The following is a 15611-nucleotide window of genomic DNA, read 5'->3' as shown; positions in this document are numbered from 1 at the left end:
CCTGGCCGTAGGCAGTACCCGGATTAGAGCGTCAACCAGTAATTCAATTTCAGGACAATCCCCCGGTTCCGGTTTACCTGAAGGAAGGGGGTACTCAGGTAATTGTCCGTATAGACGATGAACAGGTCGGACATGGGGGCAAAACGCCACTGCAGTCGGCTGTTGATGTTGAAGTTGTCGGACTGGGTATTGTACTGGAAAAACGTGGTCCAGAACAACTTGTTCGAGAAGTTTACCTCCGAGCGCTGGCCAATCAGCGTCAGGTCGGCGGCCCCGTAAGGCTCCGGCAGCCTCAGGTAATTCTGCTCCAGGCTGAAGCTGAAATTCCCCCAGGGTTGTACCCGGTAGGTGAGCCCGGCGCTGAAGCGGTTGAGCGTCCCGTTAAAGAATTCCCCCATCTGCACTTCCCCTTCGAAAGCCAGGGATTTTCGTTCGTCGGAACTATAGGCAACCGAAGCCTGGCTGTAGGTGTATTTCCCAGGCGGCAGGGGTTCCCCTTCCGTGAAACGGGTGGCAAACAGGAGCCTTGTATCATTATCCTCCAGGCTCAGGCTCGCCCGGCTCGTGTTGCGAAACCGCAAATCGTAATCAATGGAACTGCTGCGTTCGTTGAAGGTCCAGTCCGGTTGCCAGTCCATCACATTCCTCAGGGAAAAGCCGTGGGCAATTACGGCCCGGTCTCCTTTGGGTCGGAAGGTATAGCCGGCCCGGGTAAAAAGGTGTTCATACCCCAGGTGAACAATCGTGTCGTTGGCGGCATCGTAGTTGTCCAGGCGGGGGATAAAGCCGATATCCGCATAGTAATCCGTGTCAATCCCGAAATAATCCACCAAAAAGGAGACGTTCCGCGTGTCCCGGCTAATTACGATATTCCGGAACGTTCCCAAACCGATGTCCGGTTTGTCCGACAGGTGTAACCCGCCTATCACATTCCAGGTACCCGGGAGATTTACATAATTGAATTCTACGCCGGCATTTCGTCCGTAATCCCCGTAGTCCAGGCCTTCGTCCTTGACAACAGCCTGTCGGTTGGTGACGTACCCCTTGATGATGGAGCGGTCCCAGACACTCTGGTTGAAGGTGGCTATCGTGTAATTCTGTCCATTACGGCCCTCCTCGGCCCGGGTCTGCAGATTGAGCAGGCCAATGCGGAAACGCTTGGTCAGGTTCCCGCTGAGGCGCGCCCCGTAAAGGATGGGGACCGGCATACGGTTTTCGTCCAGGCCAATCCGGCGCGAGAATATCGGACGGGCAGGAGGGGGCCCAAAACTGGTAAACAAATCGGCATTTTCCAGAAAAAACGGCCTGCGTTCCGGGAAATTCAGGTTGAACCGCGTCAGATTGGTCTGTTGTACGTCCACATCCACCTGGGAGAAATCCGGGTTTACAGTCAGGTCCAGGTTCAGGGAAGAAGTCAGGGCCAGTTTGGCATCGATGCCGGCGTCGAATTCCGTTTCGCTGGCCGCCGGATCGGCTTCCTTGTCCTTGTAATGCGAAGTCCGCACATAGGGGATGAGGGAAATATTCGTGCCGGTTTTGGCCGGGGGGGTATCCCAATTCAGGGCCCCGGTGTAGCCCAGGTCCGTAAGGTCGAAGTTGACGGGCATGGGCGTCCAGCTGTGGTACTGGTTTTCCTTGAGGTCATTCCGGAAAAAATTGATTCCCCAGGTGTCGATACCCGCTTCAAAACGCAGGGTTTTGAACGGGATGGCAATTTCCACTACCCAGCGGTCTTCCAGCCGGCTTACCTCGGAAAACCAGCGGTTGTCCCAGCTGAAATTCAAGTTGCCGAAGGAACTCTGGCTCAAGAGGTCTTCGGATTGTACGTTATACGGGCTTACCCCAAACAGGAAACCGTTCGTGCGGCGGTTAAGCGGGTCGATCACCACACCGAAACCGTCCCCGTCAAAAAACCGACTGTCGCGCTTCAGGGTTTGGACCACGTAGTCTGCAACGTCGTAACAGACTGCCGAAATATAAAAGAAGCGGTCGTCGTAAGTTGCCCGAACTTCAGTGCGTTTGGCCGCGGGTATGCCATCTATGGGGAATTTCTGCCAGAAATCCGTGGCGACCGCTGCTTCTTGCCAGGCGGCCTCCTCCAATTGGCCGTCCAGGGTTATGGGGGAATTGGCCCGGGCAATCACCAGGCTATTGGTAGTCCGGGTGTCCTGCGTCCGGGCTTGTGAAAACCCGAAGGCGGTAAACAGGAACATCCCGGCCAGGGCCGGGATGTACAAGAATCGATTCATAGGTATTATTTGTTTTCCGAAGTGAATTTCCGGGTTCTCGCATCTTCAATGGGGCCGTCCCAGTTCAGGCCAAAGCCAAAATCATAGGCATGGCCCGCCGCATCTACATGGGGTTCCATGTCCAGGGGCACATCCTCGAATTGCGCCTCCACGGTTGCCATGTTAGCCGGCATCTGCATGGGGAGGAGGCCGGATGGCTCCACAACCCCCGTCAGGACGTCCAGCACTGCCTGGTCCTGAACGTTGAAATTCAGGACAAGCCCCTGGATAGCAGATTCAAATTCAGCAACGACCGTCGGGTTGGAAAGTTTCAGGATCACAATCACGGGTTTCCCGTCCATCGCCCGGACGGTCTGCCGGATGAGTTCGAGGTCTGACTTGTTTTTAGCCGTCACGGACTTCCCGCGGTAGGTTCGATTGAGCACATCGCCTTCCCGGGCATCGCCGGCCAGGCTGGGATCCCGCGCCGTATCCGCCGTATAGGTATCGTATTGGAGGCTGATCGGCAGAAAGCCGTTCCCCCCGGCTTCCGCATCTTCCGCACTGTATCCGGCGGTCCTCCCGTTCTCCGGGTCGGTAATGACCACGATCGCCACATCGGCGGATTCGGGGCTTTCCGCCAGCTCAAAATAGCTGTCGGCGAGATCCGGGTTTACCGGCATTTCCCAGCGTCCGGGGATGACGTCCCCGAAAAAGGTCTGAGAAGGCGGTACGAATCGTTCAGGGATATATACCGCGGTTTCCTTCGAAAGCGGTAGGATGTTTTCCTGGTTTTTCAATACCACCACAGAGCGCTGCTGGGCCCGGTACCCTGCATCCATGTATTCCGGTTTGCCCACAATGGCTTCTGTTTCAGCTACATCCCGGTAAGGGTTTTCAAAGAGCCCAACCTGGAAGATATTGGTGAGGAGCCGTCGGGCCGAGGTTTCAAAACGCTCCCGCATGAATTCCTCCCCGTGCTCCGCAACGCCCATTTCAAACGCTTCGAGTACGGGGCCGGCTGCATTGTTGCCGCCGAACTGGTCGCACCCCGCCATCAGGATCCGGTAGTGCCTCTCGGCCTCCGTCAGGTGTTCAACCCCCCAGGGCGTCCGACCGAAGACGGCCATCCCCTCATCCGGGCGCGTGACTCCCCAATCCGTGCAGATCACCCCATCGTAACCGTATTTGCCGCGTAACTGGTCGGTGATAAAATAACTGCTGAATGCATTCCCGACATTGTCGCCTCCCGGGTCCTGCCCGAAAGAAATTGTGTAATAGGGCATCACCGCAGCCGCTTTCCCGGTGCCGCCATTGAGGTTAAATGCACCCTCTACAAATGGTTTTTTATGCATTTCCAGGTTGTCCCCGGGGAATACGGCAAACTTGCCGAACCCGTAATGGGCATCCCGTCCTGCCTCCCCGGTACCGCCGCCCGGCCAGTGCTTGACCATGGCATTGACGCTTTCAAAGCCCCAGCCCCCCGAGGTCCCGGCAGATTCGGACGAGGTCTGGAAACCGTCCACGTAGGCGCGGGCCATCTCGGTTGCCAGCACCGGGTGGGGCCCAAAAGTACCGCTGAACCGGTACCAACGGGGGTCTGTAGCGAGGTCTACCTGGGGGGAAAGAGCCGTAGCAATGCCCAGGGCCCGGTATTCCACCGAGGCAATCCGCCCGAATTCCTCAACCAGCCCGGGGTCGAATGTTGCTGCCAGCCCCAGGGAATTCGGCCAGCGGGAGATATCCCCCCCGGCGCCCAGGGTGTATTCCTCATCCGATTCCGCTTCATGCCGTGGGTCCGAACTGTTGTTTGCAGGGATTCCCAGTCCCAAACCTTCCACCAGCGCCTGGACATTGTTGTTCCATTGGGCTGCAACGGCCGGGCTTTCCACGGATGTCATCAATACGTGGCGCAGGTTGTCATCGGTCAGGAAAGCTTTTTGCTGGTCGGTGAGGTCGGAAGAAGCTGCCCCGCTTTCTTCCAGGGATTTCCCGCCATAAGTGCCGCCGCCCCGGAATCCCCCTCCGGGGATGCGCTGGTGACCACTGTAGAGCATCAGCCCGGCGATCTGTTCCACCGACATCCTGGATGCCAGATCCGAAGCCCGCTCAGAAACCGGCAGGCGCCAGTCTTCATAAGGGTCCAGGGAACCGTTGCGGTTCAGGTCCTTAAAGGCATACCCGTCGATTTCCAGGAGTTGCACCCCGGATTCCGGGGAATAGCCCAGGGTCTGACCGCCTTCATTGGTGACCAGGTTGAACCCGTCTTTCTGGGTTTCTTCCCATTTGGGACCGCAACCTGAAAGCAGGATGGCAAGGAGGAGCCCCGTCGTTTGAAGGAGTCGGTTTGATAAGCGTATCATGATGTGTTGGTTTGGTTATCTGTAATAGAAACTGAATCGCCGGGTCTGAGGGGCCGGATTCGGCTATTGCTGAGCCATTTCCAGGCGGATGGTGATTTCGATATCATCACCGAGGGTAGGAGTGTCCCCCCCAACGCCGAATTCCAGACGGTTGATAGTGGTCTCCAACCGCACGCCGGCCTTGAGTTTCTGGCTGCGCTGGTCGGTGATCACACCGCCAACCTTACCCTCAAAGGTCACCGGCTTGGTCACCCCGTGGATGGTTAAGTCGCCCTTTAATTCAAAGGTGTTCTCCCCGGTGGAGGTGCTTGAGGTGGTGGTAAACGTCATTTCAGGATAGGTTTCCACCTCGAAGAAATCCGCGCTGCGCAGGTGGTTGTCCCGGCGCTCATTGTCCGTGTCTACACTGGTGGTCTGGACTGTTGCCGTAAACTCCGGGGCGCTGAAATCGTCCGAGGCCTTGGCCGAGATATCGAATTCATTGAAGTTCCCCGTCACGGTGGAGATCATCAGGTGGGTGATTTCGAATTCCACACTGGAGTGGGCGCCGTCTGCCTTCCATTCGGACTGGGCGGTCAGGAAACCCGTTGTCAGGAGGGCGGTTAAAAGGATGCTTAATTGTTTCATTTTAATTGGGTGTTTGTGTTAGAAGCGTTTCTTGTGACCCCATATCCGGTTGCCGGGCAGGAGTTATTTGAGAAGCCCCTCCGGTATTGGCCGGAGGAATCCCCTCCTTTGGATGCAATTACCCGTCAAAAGTTTAATCCAACATGGAAATTTAACATTTTCCGGTCATGACCCGAGTAAAGATATCGCGTTTGAGTACTGTAACTGTTACGGACTGTTCCGGTTGAATCTTAGGGTAGGGTGGTTTGGGCAGGGGGCAGCTGGTTAGCCGCCTGCGTTGTTTTTCGCAATTTGCGCTAGCCGTTCATCGATGGCCTCTTTCGGAAACCATCGGTCCCCGAGCATCAGCCCGCGCATATTCCGCAGTGTCCCCGGGTCTTCCAACGGGTTGCCTTCTACCAGGAAAAATTCGGCGCGTTTCCCGGTTTCCAGCGTACCCGTTTCAGATTCCATCCCGAAAAACCGGGCCGGGTAAAGCGTGCCCATCCGAAGGATTTCCAGGGGGGAAAGACCCGCATTGCGCATCCCCCGGATTTCATGATGGATGGAAAACCCCGGGACGTTGAACACCTGCGGGGCGTCCGACCCAAGAAGCAGGCCGTAACCGTCCGCCTGCAGCCGGGCAATCAATTCCAGCCGGATTGCGTTGAAAGCCTCCCATTGTTCCGGGTCCCAGGAAGGATCCGACATATATTGCTCCTTGGAGCGCTTCCAGTTGGCCAGGGTTTCGGCTGGCATGTATTTCATCTCGGGCTGGGCCAGGATGCTGTCTGCGTCCGCGGGGGCGAACCACCGCTCAAACAGGCTTTGGGTGGGCACGACGGCCACGCCATAGGCCCTGGCAAGGGCTACCAGCCGGTCCATGGATTCGGTTTTCGCCAGGGGGGTAAAATTGAACCCGAAGAACCCGTTGGCATGCGGGTCCACCCCCTCCGATTCGGGCACCAGCCCCTCCAGGAAGCCGTCTACGTGATCGATGGTCGCATACCCGCTCTCCAGGGCGTGGCGAATCCCTACCTCCACGGGCACATGACCGGCAAACGGGATGCCTTCCTCCCGGGCAGTGGCTACCAGGGTATCAAAAACGGGTCGGCGGATTCCCGGATGGATCTTCAGGAAATCATAACCGTCGGCGGCGTATTGTGTAACCAGCCTCCGGGCGTCTTCCGGGGTGGGTACGGAGTTGCCGTTCAGCGAAGGGCTGGAGGTAAATATCCGCGGGCTTACCAGGTTCCCATGGTCCAGCCGCTTTTTCAGTTCCAGGTGGTAGGGGTCGCCCAGCATGCCGCGAATGGTGGTTATGCCGTTGGACAGGTAGAGGAATAGCGTTTCCTCGATCCGCGACTCCGGGGTCGGCGGGGCCGGGATGTGCGCGTGCATCTCCGCCAGGCCGGGCACGGCATAGGCTCCGCCCGCATCGATGTTGTTTGCGTAAGCCCCCGAATTTTTTACACGGGGCGCAATTTCAAGGATCCGGCCGGAATCTACCGCCAGCATCTGGTTTTCCAGGATTCGGCCATTGACCACATCCACCACGTGAACATTCCGGAACAGGTAGGCCGTATCCCCCGGGGTGTCGGGGGAAGACTGCCGGCAGGCAATAAAAAGAAAAGCTATCGACAGGGCACCTATGAGTTTACTGAGCGTTTTCATTCGGATCGCGTTTTTTTACCGGCTTTGAGCAACCGGATGATTTCTTTGATTCGTCTGTTGCGGGTGGCTTCGCGTTTGGCCTGGAAGAGCCAGTAGAGATAACTCTTCCGGTAGGTCCGGGCGATTTCTTCAAAAAATTCCCGCGCCTCGGGATGTAACTCAAATGCCTCCCGGAGGTCGGCCGGGACCACCCCGTTTTCCACATCGTCGAGCGCGCTCCACGAGCCATCCTTTTTGGCGGCTTCAATCACTGCCAGGCCCCCGGGTCGCATCCTGCCCTCCTGCATCAGTTCCCGGACATGCTGCTTGTTGACCTTACTCCAAACGCTCCCGGGTTTCCGCGGGCAAAAATACTGCCGGCGTTTCCCGCTACCCAGGCTTTTGACCGTGGAATCGATCCAGCCAAAACACAAGGCTTCCCGGACGGCTTCCTCCCAGCGCATGCTGGTTTTTTCATGCGCCACCGTGTAAAAGATCAGGTAAATCCCCCTGCTCTTGCCGGCGTTTGCATCCAGCCAGCGGCGCCATTCACCGGCCGTGGGAAAGTAGTGGGTTTCCAGGTCCACGTTTGTTTCAAATGTAACTTCCTTTTAAAAATACAAGAAAGTTCTGGCATTTCTGGCAATCAATACGTGTAATATGTACATTAGCAAGTCAAACTAAACAAAAACAACCCGATTCATGAAATTAATAAGAAAAGCCCTGCCGGTCATTCTCGTACTGGCATTGATGGTTTCATGCGACAAGGAGCGCCCGGGCCCTCCGAAAGTCCTCGTCTTCAGTAAGACGACCGCATTCAGACACGCCTCTATCCCCAGCGGTATCGCAGCGATCCAACAACTGGGGGCCAACAACAATTTTACGGTGGATACTACCGAAAATGCAGCCCGCTTTACCGAGGAAAACCTGAGCCAGTACAGCGCAGTTATCTTCCTCAGTACCACCGGGGACGTTCTGGATGCTGCCCAGGAGGCCGCATTTGAACGCTATATCCAGGCCGGGGGAGGATACGTGGGAGTCCACGCTGCAACCGATACGGAATACGATTGGGGTTGGTACGGCAGACTGGCCGGCGCCTACTTCCAGAGCCATCCGGCAGGAACTCCCGAGGCGGACTTCCATATTGTGGACAAAGGACACCCGGCCACCGAATTTTTCCAGGACTCGGTTTGGCACCGCACGGATGAAATGTACAACTTTAAGAATTTGAACCCCGAGGTAAACGTCCTGATCACCATAGACGAATCCACTTACGAAGGCGGGGAAAATGGCGATTACCACCCGATGGCCTGGTACCATGAATACGACGGGGGACGGGCCTTCTATACGGCTCTGGGCCACACGGAGGAATCGTTCTCGGAAGATTTGTTCCTGCAGCATCTCCTGGGGGGTATTCGCTATGCCATCGGGGAAAACCTGGAACTGGATTACGACCAGGCCCATTCGCAGATCCCGCCGGAGGCCAATCGTTTCAGCAAGGTGGAACTCGTGGGAGGCGAATTTTTTGAGCCCACAGAAATGACCATCCTGCCCAACGGGGACATCCTTGTGGGGCAGCGCCGGGGCGAAGTGATGCTCTACGAAGCCGCCACGGGTGATTTCCGTCAGGTCGCGGTCCTGGACGTATACCATAAAACGCTGAATACGCCGGGGGTCAATGCCGAAGAAGGCCTGATGGGCCTGCAAAAGGACCCGGACTACGCCAATAACCATTGGGTTTACGTCTATTACGCCCCAACCGGGGACGAAGAAAAAAACGTGCTTTCGCGATTTAAGTACCAGGACGGGAATTTTGACCTTGAGTCGGAGCAGGTGATCCTGGAAGTGGCCAGCGACCGTGAGATCTGCTGCCATACCGGGGGGTCTATTGCCTTTGGTGGCGATGGGCTGCTCTACCTGTCCACCGGGGACAATTCCACCCCGTTCAACCAACAGGATGTACCCTACGTCAATAACGGTTTTGCCCCCCTGAACGACCTGCCGGGGAGCGAACAATTCGACGCCCGCCGGTCTTCCGGGAATACGAACGACCTGCGCGGGAAGATTTTGCGCATCCGCGTTAACGAAGATGGCAGCTACAGTATCCCGGAGGGCAACCTCTTTGCCGAAGGAACTGAAAACACGCGGCCTGAGATTTACACCATGGGCCACCGGAACCCCTACCGTATCTCCGTTGACCCTAAAAACGGATATGTCTACTGGGGGGATGTGGGGCCGGATGCACGGGGCGACAGCCTCCAGACCCGGGGACCGCGCGGTTATGACGAAATCAACCAGGCCCGGGAGCCCGGCAACTTTGGCTGGCCGCTGTTTATCGCTGACAATAAGGCCTATGTGGACTACGACTACGCCACCGGGGAAAGCGGGGAAACCTTTGACCCGGAACGGCCGATCAACGATTCGGAAAACAATACGGGCCTCAGGGAGTTACCCCCCGCACAACCGGCAATGGTCTATTACCATTACGGGCAATCCGCGGAATTCCCCCAGGTGGGATCCGGCGGACGAAACGCGATGGCCGGACCCGCCTACTACACGGACCTGTATAACGGGGAAGGCGCGCTGCCGGATTATTACGACGGAAAAATCCTGGTTTACGACTGGATGCGCGGCTGGATGAAATCTGTGGAATTGTTTGAGGACGGGACCTTTAATAAGATGGTACCCTTTGCCTCGGATATCCAGCTGAATAACCTGATCGACATGGAAGTGGGCCCGGACGGCCGCATCTACCTGCTCGAGTATGGAACGGGATGGTTTACAGCCAATGACAACAGCGGTTTGAGCTACATTGAATACAACGGCGGGAACCGTCCGCCCATGCTCGAGGGCCTCGAAGTGGACCTGACTTCCGGGGCTGCCCCCCTGGCCATCCAGGCCACCCTTTCTGCCGAAGACCTGGAGGGCGACCCGATCCAGTATGTCTGGACCATGAGCAACGGCGACAGCCTGGTAACCGACGCACCCAGCCTGGCCTATACCTTTGAGGGTACCGGAGAATTCCAGCTGACGGCAAGGGCGATGGACAATTCCGGGGAAATTTCCGAAGGCGCCTCCGAGACGATCTATGTGGGGAATACACGGCCCGAAGTCCGGATTTCGATGGAAGGCGGGAATGAATCCTTTTTTATCCCGGGTGTCCCTGTAAAATATAGTGTTACGGTGATGGACGAGGGACAGGAAGTAGCGCCGGATGATAATTTGTACGTATCGGTGGACTACCGGGAAGGCATGGACGACAGCTCCAGGGACTTCGGTCACCAGCAGGCATCGGCCGCCATCACCGGGAAGGCCCTGACCCAGAGCCTGGATTGCAAGGCCTGCCATAAAGAACAGGAAGCTTCAATCGGGCCGTCCTATATGGAGGTCTCCCGGAAGTACCAGGAAGGTCGGCGGAATTCCAACCTGAGGTACCTGATGGACAAAATCCGCAACGGCGGAAGCGGTGTCTGGGGTGAGGTGGCCATGGCGGCCCACCCGGACCTGAGCACGGATGAGCTGAACCAAATGGCGTCCTACATCCTGTCGCTGGCAGACGAGCGGCCCCGGCCGCCCTCCCTGCCCGCCAACGGCACCATCGTGCCGGACCCTTCGCAGGCTGCCAATACGATGATCCTGACGGCATCCTATACGGACCCGGGACAGAACGGGGTTAAGCCGCTAACCGGGGTTGCCCGGACGGCACTAACCGGAAACCGGATTTCCCCCCGGGAAGACATGGAGAAGGAAGGGATGCAGTCCATGACCTTCGGCGGGATGGACCTCGTGTTGCTCAATGCCCCTCAGGGCTGGCTGGATCTCGGCGGATATGACCTTACCGGAGTAAATACCCTGGTACTTGAAGCCGCGTGGCAGTCGCCCCCGGCCGCCGGGTCGGATTTTGAGCTACGCCTGGGCAGCGCCGACGGGGAGCTCGTCGGGACGGGTAGCCTGGACTCCCCGAGCGGGCCGGGTGCGGCCATCCCGGTTGCCTTTTCCAAAGAGCTCAGCGGCCGGCAGCCGTTATTCCTTACGTTTAAGCGGCAGGAAGCAGCAGGGGACGACCCCGGCATGATGGCCATTGTAGGTATCCAATTCCGTTAATGAATGGTATCCCGGACCCGTTTTTGGTCCGGAGCAAATGCACAGAGAAAAAAAGGCGCCCAACGGGCGCCTTTTTATTGCGGTTAAAATCGGAGGTGCCAACCCTTTCTATTGCAGTTGGAGAGGAAGGCTCCGTCCCCTTCTATTCGGTTTCCGTCCCGGACCGCGGCTGGTAAGGTCCGTAAACTGCATCCCTGAACTTTTTATGCAGTTTTATCGGGTCGTAAGGAAATAATTGCACAAAAAGTACGGCGGCGAGATCATTTTTCGGATCTACCCAGAACAGGGTGCTCGCGGCTCCGTCCCAGAAGAACTCCCCGACCACCCCGTTGTTTTCCTCCGGGGAGGCTGGCGGGGCCACGCGTACCGCAAAATCGATCCCAAAACCCACATTTCCCTTGCCGGGCAACCAGGAGCGTTCCTCCACGCTGTCCGGTAAGTGGTTCGTCGCCATCAGCTCAACAGTCTCCGGCTCCAGGACTGCCCTGCCTTCCAGGACCCCTTTGTTTAAAAGCATGCGGGCAAAGCGCATGTAGTCGTCCAGGGTGGAGGTCAGCCCCCATCCCCCGCGGGTAAGCGGCCAGCGCTGCAGGTATTCTATTTTAGCCGTGGAATCGGGTAATTGGGTGAGGGTGCTGTCGTCTTCCCGCCGGTACATGGCCGAAAACCGGTCCCGGTCTGACTCGGGTACGAAATACCGGGTTTCCTCCATCCCCAGGGGGTCCAGTACGTGCTCCCGGACGTAGGCCCCGTAGGGCTGGCCGGAGATCCGCTCTACCAGGAAGGCCTGTACATCTACGCTGGGGCCGTACTCCCACTGGCTCCCGGGTTGGAACCACAAGGGAAGTGATCCGAATTTTGCGCCGAGCTGCTGCAACGTATTTTCCCGATTCAACGGATCTGCAGCTGCCAGGGCCTCGCTGAGGCCCGGGATGTTCGGGCGGTTCGGAAAACCTGCGGTATGCCGGGTAATATCCCGGATGGAAATCGGGCGGTGAACGGGCTCCAGCAGCATTTCGCCATTTTCGTCCACCCCGGTATACACCTGCATGTCCGCGAATTCCGGGGCGTATTGGGTAAGCGGGTCGTCCAGTTCAAAGGCTCCATCTTCGTAGAGCGTCATCAGCGCGGTACCCGTAATGGGCTTGGTCATCGAATAGATCTGCACGATTGTGTTCCGGTCCATCGGGATGCTGTCTTCCCGGTCCGAATAGCCATAGGCGCCGAAATAAGCCTCCTGACCCTTCTCCCAGACCAGGGCAGATATCCCTGCGACATTCCCGGTAACCACCATGTTCCGCAGCAGGGAATCGATCCGTGATGCCGCTTCCGCCGTAACTACTTCAGGATTCGGCGCAGCGGAATCCGAATTCTCAGACTTGCCCCCGCAGGAAACCAGCAGGCCCAGGAAGCCAACGGCTAGAAGGCGGGAGGGGAGCACCCGGGTTTGGCTCCTGAAATGGCGATAATACCTGTGCTTCAGGTAAGGAAATAAAACAATCATGTGTGTAATTATATCAGTTGGATGATTTGAATGGTTGCTCTTTATAGGTGCTTCCGGGGAAACGCTCAACTCAGGGGGCGGGCACCGGTTTCTTGTGGATGTAAAAATTGGCATCAAACCCGAGGACGGCATCGGCTTTCAGGGGCTCGGATTTCCAGTCGGCCTCCGGAAAGATCCACCGGGGCTCGCCGTTTGCCAGGATTCGGATGGGCATGTCAAAGCCGTCTACGATTTCGGTATACCGGAATTCCAGGCGATCGCCCACCCGGCGGTATTCCAGGGTAGGTATCATCGTTGTCCGCAGGTACTGGTCAAAAAATGCACTCAGGTTTTTCCCGGTTCGCTCGCTCATATAATGTTCCACCTGGGCAGTGGTGACGGTCTGATGGCGGAACTCTGCGTTGAGGCCCCGGAGCACCGAGCGCCACAGCGCATCGTCTTCTACCAGTTGCCGCAGCGTGTGGAGCATATTGGCCCCCTTGTAGTACATGTCCGGGGAACCTTCCCGGTTGACGCCGTACGTACCGATCAGCGGCCGGTCGTTCTTTATATTCCGGCGCGTCCCGATTACATAGGCGGCTGCGGCCTCCGTCCCGAAGTGGTAATCCAGATAGAGGTTTTCCGAATAGGCCGTAAAGCCCTCGTGGATCCACATATCGGCGATATCCCGGTAGGTGATGTTGTTGGCGAACCATTCGTGCCCCGCTTCGTGGATAATGATAAAATCGAATTTCAAACCCCAGCCGGTCCCGGAGAGGTCGCGCCCCAAATAGCCGTTGGAATAGCCGTTCCCGTAGGTCACCGAACTCTGGTGTTCCATCCCCAGATAGGGTACTTCCACCAGTTTGAAACTGTCTTCGTAAAACGGGTAGGGGCCGAACCAGTGTTCGAAGGCCTCCAGCATCAGGGGTACCTGCCCGAACTGATTTTTTGCTTTTTCCAGGTTCTCGGGTAAAACATAGTAATCCAGGTCCAGATCCCCGTTTTCCCCTGCATAGGTATCCCCGAAATGCGCGTAGTCCGCGATGTTTACATTCACCCCGTAATTGTTGATGGGATTGGAGACAAACCAGTGATACGTCCGGCTGTCGCCGTGGTCCGTTACCTGCCGGAGCCTCCCGTTCGACACATTCATCAGCGGTTTCGGGATCCGGACGGCAATAGCCATACTATCCGGTTCGTCGTACATATGATCCTTGTTTGGCCACCAGGCACTTGCCCCGAGCCCCTGGCAGGAAGTGGCCGCGAAGGGCTGGCCCCGGCTGTCTGTGTCCCAGGAGAACCCGCCGTCCCAGGGGGCGCGCACGGCCTCCCGCGGCTTCCCGGAGTAGGCCACATGCACCGCTTCGAACGTACCTGGCCGCTGTATTTTCCGGAGATGGACAAAATGCGCATTGCCCTCGGAAGTGACGTCCAGGCGCTGTCCGTCCTGCCACACCGAATCGATTTGCAGGGGCTGCTGCAGGTCGATCTGCATCCGGGTAGCCGGCTCGAGCACCCGGTATCGGATTGTGTTGGTACCCGAAAGGGATTTTTCCTCCGGGTTTACGCGCAGGTCCAGGGAATAATAGTTGAGGTCCCACCAGGCGCGTTCCGGCGTGATACTGCCCCGCAGGGAGTCCTGTCGGGTAAAGGTTTCCGGTTGTCCGGACGCTCCCAACTGGGCGGACAGACCGGCTGTCAGCCCAAAGAGGGCCAGTAAGGTCAGGAAAAGTTTCATCGTGGTTCTGTAAAATGCGCTCATTGGTAACATCCTCTTCAAAAGTCCTGCCAACTACCGGGTGGCGCTGGCAGGGCCGGCGAGAATATACGCATAATCGCTCTGCCGGACAATGGAAACGAGGTCCGAGGAGTTGAGCAGCTCGTAAATGGCCTGTTGCTTGTCGTCCCGGTTCCGGTAGTACGATTTGCTGATGAGGTAACCCACCGTGTAGCCCAGGTCGTGGGGCCGGTCGTCGATGCTGCCGCCGTTGTACAACCAGCGGGAATTGTCCGACCCGAAGAGGTCCTCCCGGAGGTCGGCAAAGATGCGATGGTGGTTTTCGCGGTCTTCCAGAAATCGCAGGTTTTCGTTGTCCAGGGGCTCCCCGGAGGATAATTCCACCAGGAAATCGCAGACGCCTTCCCCGATAACCCCGGCCAGGACGGATTCGTTCAACAGCGTATCCCGGTAATTCTGCTGAAAATGCATCAGTTCATGGAGGGTGAGCGCCGGCAGGTCGGAAAAGCCCATAATCGCCCCCCGCTGCCAATCGGTCAATTGCTCGGTGGGCATGTTTGGGGACCGGCCGTACATGTCCCCTCCCACAAACAGCCCCATCTCCGTGGCCGTACCCCCTGAATTGAGAATGCCCGGGACGACAAATACTTTTGGGAACACAGCTTGGGGGTACAAATCCTTAAAACGTTCCATCCAGCGGGTGGTGCGGGATTTCAAGACGTGGATGCTATCCGGGTTGAATTGTTGCTTCAGGTAGCGGTAGTAGTCGGGGGCCCCGTTGATCATCTGTCCGTACATCTGGTCGATACTCCCATAGCGAACCGTATAGAAGTCCCGGAGTTCCCGGGGACCCTCGAGGATAAAAGCGCGAAGTTCCCGCCGGGCCCGGGTGGTATCGGCCAGCGCCCGGTCAAAATAGGGCCAGAACGCTTCCATGGCCTCCAGTTTCACGGCAAAATGCTCCACGTGGCTCAGCGCCGCTTCTATGGAATCCAGGCGGTGCAGGAGCCGGACGTATTCCGGATTGTCTTCGGAGAATGCGGTTGCCCTGAATTTCCCGAGGATTTTCGGGTTGGCCATCCCCCGGTCGATGGCCTGGTGGATCAGCGAGAGGACCGAATCGGCCTGCCCGGCACCTTCATATGCCCACGCGGCGATCAAATAGAGTTCCGAAGACTTCAGGTCCCGGTTTTCGCGAACCAGGAGGTCGCCGAGATCTTCGTGATCCCCGAGGCTATCCAGAACAAAGTACTCCTCAAAAAGCTGGTTGATATCCGGGAGGTAGGCGCTGGCAACCGGATCTGCCGGGGTGGGGTCCGAGCAGCCGTCCAACAGCCCGGAGAGAACCGCCGTCAGGGTGATGACCCCGGCGTAACGGATGAAAACTTCAGGAAGTTTGCGAATCGGTTTCACATCTATGCCGGTATTTCTTC

General features: G+C 57.4%; 9 protein-coding genes. 1 reads left to right on the top strand and 8 read right to left on the bottom strand.

The annotated features are described in order from the left end of the window. Positions 1-23: 23 nt before the first annotated feature. From RB2501_RS12945 to RB2501_RS12925, 5 genes are all read right to left on the bottom strand, one after another. Entirely contained in the window at positions 24-2249 is a 2226-nt protein-coding gene (locus RB2501_RS12945) for a DUF5916 domain-containing protein (protein WP_015755298.1), read from the bottom strand. Positions 2250-2254: 5 nt separating this feature from the next. After that, positions 2255-4591 (bottom strand): glycoside hydrolase family 3 protein, encoded by a 2337-nt coding sequence (locus RB2501_RS12940; RefSeq protein WP_015755297.1) that lies wholly within the window; start codon positions 4589-4591, stop codon positions 2255-2257. Positions 4592-4654: 63 nt separating this feature from the next. Next, positions 4655-5218 (bottom strand): YceI family protein, encoded by a 564-nt coding sequence (locus RB2501_RS12935; RefSeq protein ID WP_015755296.1) that lies wholly within the window; start codon positions 5216-5218, stop codon positions 4655-4657. Positions 5219-5482: 264 nt separating this feature from the next. Beyond that, complete coding sequence (locus tag RB2501_RS12930) at positions 5483-6871, bottom strand: amidohydrolase family protein (RefSeq protein WP_015755295.1); 1389 nt, start codon at positions 6869-6871, stop codon at positions 5483-5485. Beyond that, a complete protein-coding gene (locus RB2501_RS12925; protein ID WP_015755294.1) occupies positions 6868-7437 on the bottom strand; it encodes a YdeI/OmpD-associated family protein in 570 nt (189 codons plus the stop codon). The genes RB2501_RS12930 and RB2501_RS12925 overlap by 4 nt, the downstream gene beginning before the upstream one ends. A 115-nt stretch (positions 7438-7552) precedes the next feature. On the opposite strand from RB2501_RS12925, the gene RB2501_RS12920 reads away from it, so the two are divergent. After that, complete coding sequence (locus RB2501_RS12920; RefSeq protein WP_015755293.1) at positions 7553-10954, top strand: ThuA domain-containing protein; 3402 nt, start codon at positions 7553-7555, stop codon at positions 10952-10954. Between the two features lie 142 nt (positions 10955-11096). On the opposite strand, the gene RB2501_RS12915 is transcribed toward RB2501_RS12920, so the two are convergent. The 3 genes from RB2501_RS12915 to RB2501_RS12905 all read right to left on the bottom strand — a co-directional run bounded on the left by RB2501_RS12915 (position 11097) and on the right by RB2501_RS12905 (position 15591). Next, positions 11097-12458: a serine hydrolase domain-containing protein gene (locus tag RB2501_RS12915; RefSeq protein WP_015755292.1), complete on the bottom strand. Its 1362-nt coding sequence runs from the start codon at positions 12456-12458 to the stop codon at positions 11097-11099. Between the two features lie 70 nt (positions 12459-12528). Then, a complete protein-coding gene (locus tag RB2501_RS12910) occupies positions 12529-14178 on the bottom strand; it encodes a M1 family metallopeptidase (protein ID WP_015755291.1) in 1650 nt (549 codons plus the stop codon). Between the two features lie 54 nt (positions 14179-14232). Next, entirely contained in the window at positions 14233-15591 is a 1359-nt protein-coding gene (locus RB2501_RS12905) for a hypothetical protein (RefSeq protein ID WP_015755290.1), read from the bottom strand. Positions 15592-15611: the final 20 nt, after the last annotated feature.

This window comes from Robiginitalea biformata HTCC2501, assembly GCF_000024125.1.
Classification (GTDB): Bacteria; Bacteroidota; Bacteroidia; order Flavobacteriales; family Flavobacteriaceae; genus Robiginitalea; species Robiginitalea biformata.
Note: the sequence above shows the minus strand (reverse complement) of the source record. Positions and strands in the feature narration are given on the sequence as shown.